At 56.7% G+C, this 5,115-nt stretch carries 4 protein-coding genes and 1 pseudogene; 4 read left to right on the forward strand and 1 reads right to left on the reverse strand.

What is annotated here, in order from left to right; all coding sequences use genetic code 11:
- Positions 1–39 precede the first annotated feature (39 nt).
- The 3 genes from VGE80_RS02230 (at position 40) to rpe (ending at position 3,425) form a co-directional block, all read left to right on the forward strand.
- Positions 40–1,701 carry an NAD+ synthase gene (locus VGE80_RS02230; protein ID WP_373650382.1) on the forward strand — a complete coding sequence of 554 codons (1,662 nt, stop codon included), beginning with the start codon at positions 40–42 and terminating at the stop codon, positions 1,699–1,701.
- Between the two features lie 66 nt (positions 1,702–1,767).
- Complete coding sequence (locus VGE80_RS02235) at positions 1,768–2,679, forward strand: metallophosphoesterase (protein ID WP_440591521.1); 912 nt, start codon at positions 1,768–1,770, stop codon at positions 2,677–2,679.
- 44 nt (positions 2,680–2,723) lie between these two features.
- The gene (rpe, locus tag VGE80_RS02240) at positions 2,724–3,425 is read left to right on the forward strand and encodes a ribulose-phosphate 3-epimerase (protein ID WP_440591522.1); all 702 of its coding nucleotides are present in this window, start codon (positions 2,724–2,726) and stop codon (positions 3,423–3,425) included.
- Positions 3,426–3,610: 185 nt separating this feature from the next.
- Here the strand turns inward: rpe and VGE80_RS02245 are convergent, their stop codons facing one another.
- Entirely contained in the window at positions 3,611–4,321 is a 711-nt protein-coding gene (locus VGE80_RS02245) for a lysophospholipid acyltransferase family protein (RefSeq protein WP_373650379.1), read from the reverse strand.
- 390 nt (positions 4,322–4,711) lie between these two features.
- On the opposite strand from VGE80_RS02245, the pseudogene VGE80_RS02250 reads away from it, so the two are divergent.
- Positions 4,712–5,115 (forward strand): annotated as a pseudogene (locus tag VGE80_RS02250) (sugar phosphate isomerase/epimerase); the annotation flags it as partial.

Below are 5,115 nucleotides of genomic sequence, written 5' to 3' on the forward strand. Positions count from 1 at the left end.
AAATCGTTTGCGTGAAATCTCAAGTGGAAAGCTCCTGAAATGAAAATCGCTCTCGCTCAACTGAACCCCACAGTTGGGGATATCACCGGCAATTGTCGTCTCATCGTTGAAGCGACCGAGCGAGCTGTGGCGATGGGGGCAGACCTGGTGGTCTGTTCGGAACTGGTCATTTCAGGGTATCCCCCCAAGGACCTGCTGCTGCGCGAAGGGTTCGCTGCCGCCTGTGATCAGGCCGTCGAAAAGCTGGCCAGGCAAATTCCCGCGGGAGTGGGACTGATTGTCGGCCACCCAACCGAGTGGAATGTCCCGGCAGACCGAATTGCGAACGCCGCCAGTCTCCTGGAGAACGGCAAAGTCGTCGCCACGGTACAGAAGTCACTCCTTCCCAACTATGACGTCTTTGATGAGCGACGTTACTTCCGACCGACAGACCGGATTGCTCCCGTCACATTTCGCAGCCTGCGAATGGGTCTGCATATCTGTGAGGACGCCTGGTGGGGTGAGCGTGACACCTTCCACCATACAGACCCGATCAGCTACCCGGATCCAATCGCAGAACTGGCTGCCGGTGGGATTGATGTCCTGATTAATGTCTCGGCCAGCCCGTTTGAAGTGAACAAGGCTTCACGGCGCGAGGCAATCCTCAAACGGCATGTCAATCGGCACCAGGTCCCGTTTCTCTTCGTGAACGAAGTCGGTGGAAACGATGATCTGGTCTTCGATGGCAACAGCATTGTTCTGGACGCCCAGGGGCGAGTCGTTCAGCAACTGAAAGGGTTCGCGCCAGACCTGCAGTTGATCGACCTCGATCAGTTGGGCTCCCCCATCGCCGTGGAAGCGGCCCCCGTCCCGGCTCAACTGCTGGATGCGTTGATTCTGGGCCTGAAGGACTATATGCAGAAGTCGGGGTTCACCGGCTGTGTGCTTGGACTGTCCGGAGGGATTGACAGCACACTGGCAGCCTATATCGCTGCCGAGGCCTGTGGTGCGAGCAACGTACACGGAATCATGATGCCCAGCCGCTACAGCACCGGACACAGTGTCGATGACGCCGAAGCACTGGCCACGCGACTGGGAATCAATGCCGAAGTGGTTCCGATCGACGCAGTTCACAAGGCCTACGAATCTCTGGCGATCATCGGCGCGGATCTGGCTGCGGCCCCTGCCGGACTGGCCGATCAGAATCTTCAGGCCCGTATCCGCGGCGCAATCGTGATGGTGCGGAGCAATCACTATGGCTGGCTGCCGCTGGCGACAGGAAACAAGAGCGAACTGGCGGTCGGATATTGTACCCTCTACGGCGACATGGCCGGAGGCTTCGCCGTGCTGGCGGACCTGTTGAAGCGGGACGTTTACGCCGTCTGTCACTACATCAACGACGTTCGCGAAAAACGCGAAGTAATTCCCCGGAACGTCCTCGTCAAAGCCCCCAGTGCCGAACTGGCCCCGAATCAGTTCGATCAGGATTCGCTCCCCCCATATCCCATCTTGGACGGAATCCTCGAGGGCCTGATCGAGCGAGAGGAATCGGTGGCAACCGTGGGGAAATCCTTCCCGATCGAAACAGTCCGCTGGGTCGCGAAAAAACTCGACCGGAACGAATACAAGCGGCGTCAGATGCCGCCAGGAATCAAGCTTTCGGCCCGAGCCTTCGGCAGTGGCCGGCGCATGCCCATGGCGGCTCGCTTTGAGATCGAGTAATCCTCGACGGTTATGTAGCGAGTCTTGATGGAGTATGACCACCAGCCGCGAGACCACGAGGGATCGATGCCCCTAAACCACGACATTTCATCTGCGGATTCCAGTCGTCAGGCTCCCCCGGTGACGCGTCGTCACTGGCTGAGACGGGTGGCGGGGTCGTTCGTCGCTGGTACTGCGGGGGTCGGTTATTACTCCTTGCACGTGGAGCCACACTGGATTGAAGTGGTTCATCGCCCGCTTCCGATCCGAGGTCTTCCTGCCGAGTTGGAAAATCGGACGCTGGTACAGATCAGTGACGTTCACATCGGCCACGAGGTCGACGACCGATTTTTGATACAGGCGTTTCAACAGGTCTCGGAATGGGCTCCAGACCTCGTGGTGTTTACGGGTGACTTCCTGACGCTGCACCGGGACGGCAGCCTGCCGATTAAGAAGATGGAGCGTGTGCTGAAGCATTTTCCGCAGGGCAAACTCGCCACGCTGGGAATCCTCGGCAACCACGATTATGGACACCAGTGGAACGATCTCTCTGCCGCCAGCGTCGTTGCTCGAATCGCAGAAGACGCCGGGATTCAGATTCTGCGAAACCGCTCGAAGTTTGTGAGGGGTCTGCAGATCGTTGGGTTTGATGATTACTGGGGTCCCAATTTCGGCGGACCGCGAGTCCTCGCCGACTCGGACTTCAGCCTGCCGACACTGATCCTGTGCCACAATCCAGACGTCGTCGATCTCCCCGTCTGGTATGACTATCGCGGCTGGATCCTGTCGGGACATACGCACGGTGGCCAAGTTAAGCCACCCTGGTTTGGCCCTCCGATCCTGCCGATCGGCAATAAGAGATATGCTGCTGGGGAAATTTCGCTCGAGGACGGTCGGCACCTCTATGTTAATCGAGCGCTGGGGCATAGTATGAGAGTCAGAATCAACGTCAGGCCTGAACTGACGGTCTTTCGACTGGTCAGAGAAGAATCGGCCTGATTCAGATATGTCGACGCGTCAGCCAGAAATCATGCGAGAAAAACATGTCGATTTCCCTCGAACTCTATAAGCCTCCGATTGTCGCTCCTTCGATGCTCAAATGCGATTTTGGTGACTTGAACCGCGAAATCGATCGACTGGTCTCCGCGGGGTCTCACTGGGTGCATTGGGACGTTATGGACGGGAATTTTGTCCCCAATCTAACCTATGGCGCCATGGTGATTGCGAGTGTCAGGGCCAGAACCAAAGCGTTCTTCGACGCGCATCTCATGATCAGCGATCCCGCCAAGTACCTCGATGACTACATCAAGGCGGGATGCGACGCGATCACCATCCATATTGAAGCCGTTCCAGACCCGTCAGACCTGCTGAAGCGAATCCGGGCCGCCGGACTGCAGTCAGGACTGGCGATCAATCCGGGAACTCCAGTGGCCCAGATCGAACCCTATCTCGCCGCATGTGATCTGGTGCTTGTGATGAGCGTTCAACCAGGATTCGGCGGTCAGAAGTTCATGCCCGAAGTGCTTGAGAAAGTCCGCACACTGCGAACGCTCGTGTCACCTCAGACGCTGATTTCGATCGATGGTGGAATTGCGGGCCCGACAATCGCATCTGCGGCTGAAGCAGGTTGTCAGATCTTTGTGGCAGGAAGTTCGATCTTCGATGAAACCGATTACCGATCGGCCATTGATCAATTGACGCAACTGGCAGCTGCAGCGACATCCCCTGCTCCGGAGAACAGCTAGGAACTTTCGCATCGTGTGCAGTTTGCGACAACCGCCAGACGGCCGCGATAGGAAGGAAGTCGCTATTTGACAAACTGGCCCTCGTCCTGACAGCGATCAGTTATCGGGACCAGGATTGATTCATTCACTAAGGGGGAACGACTGCTCTGATTGAGAGCTCAGTAACCGAGGGTGGCCTTCGTGGCTCAGGCCGCCTTCGCGGAGGGAAACGCCGATTGCGGGGAATTTCGACCGGCAAGACGCTCGGCTTCTTCATTTATCTCGTCCATCGCCTGTTGAGCAGCGGCGACATATTGGGTCAGTTCAGAACGTGGGGTGTCCTGGGGAATCGAGACAGGACGGCCGGTAATCAGGTAGATCGTCGTGAAGGGCATAGGAATGACGAGATCCGTCCAGCTCCCTTTCACTCGCCACCCGTTTTTGACGACGAATGCTCCCGGCAGAAGTCGACGTCCGGTTTGAGAGGCGATGAACGCGACACCAGGTTTCATGACGCGACGGGGTCCACGAGGTCCATCAGGAGTGACGATAATATGCTTACCTGCAGTATCGGTCAGCAATTGTCTCAGTGCTTCAACACCACCTCGTCGGCTCGACCCTCGCACGGTCGTGTAGTCCATCCAGGCCATGGCGTCAGCCAGGTAGGAACCGTCCTGATGCTGGCTGACGAGACAGCAGCATCGCTTCCGCAGCCATTTGGGGGCCGCGAATGTTGGCAGCAGCAGGGCATCGTGCCAGACACTCAGCACAAAGTGTTCATCATTGACCGTTGGATCCATGCGTTGTTCGAGAACATCGCCCAGGAACTTTTTACGGCATGTCCAGAAGAGGAGACGGAAGGTCGCCACAGCGGTAAATGCGGCAAATTTGGTTAACCAGCGACTTCGAATCTTCACTTGAGGAGCTCCATCGATTCGCAAGGCCGTTCCCTACTCGGGGACCCTGCGTTGTCGACATCCTTGTAAACAACTTGACTTTGCGAAAGTAACGATCCTACGCGGTCAGCAGAGCAGTAGAAGGAGATCCCCTGCAACGTGGTTTACTGACCCCGTCATAAGACCGAACTCTGCCACTCTGACCGCGAGCAAAATCGTGCGGGGAAATCTAGAGGAATTCGCGCGGATGGGAAATGTCAATCTGCTCAATCGTGGTTCCCCTGTTTCCACAACAGCCACCATCTGAAATGATTACCACGCAGATCCTTCCGCAAGGGGGATCCATGCGATATAGAGACATCACGAGCGATGACTCTTTCAGCATATTTTTGACTGTTTAAGGTGAACTCAATGACTCTGCAACTTTCGCGTCGCGGCTTCCTTTCGGCATCCGCAGGCCTGCTCGCGACGGCAACCGCCTCCTCAATGACGCGCGGACTCCTGGCCGATGACGGCAAGGCTCCGCTCTACAAGATCTCGCTGGCTCAATGGTCCTTGCATCGTACATTCTTCGAAAAGAAGGCCGATCCGCTGGACTTCGCCAAGATCAGCAAGACCGAATTCGGAATCGACGGGATCGAATACGTCAATCAGTTCTTCAAGGACAAGGCGACTGACACGAAGTACCTGGGCGAACTCAAGAAGCGTGCTGACGATCATGGTGTGACCAGCGTGCTGATCATGTGCGACGGCGAAGGAGCATTGGGCGATCCCGACGAGAAGCGCCGACTTGAAGCGGTCGACAACCACAAGAA

This window comes from Schlesneria sp., from assembly GCF_036405755.1.
Lineage (GTDB): Bacteria > Planctomycetota > Planctomycetia > Planctomycetales > Planctomycetaceae > Schlesneria > Schlesneria sphaerica.

Bases quoted from the DNA above. Each gene is read 5' to 3' on its own strand.
- VGE80_RS02230 (WP_373650382.1), top strand. From the start codon at position 40: ATGAAAATCGCTCTCGCTCAACTGAACCCCACAGTTGGGGATATCACC.
- VGE80_RS02235 (WP_440591521.1), top strand. From the start codon at position 1,768: ATGCCCCTAAACCACGACATTTCATCTGCGGATTCCAGTCGTCAGGCT.
- rpe (WP_440591522.1), top strand. From the start codon at position 2,724: ATGTCGATTTCCCTCGAACTCTATAAGCCTCCGATTGTCGCTCCTTCG.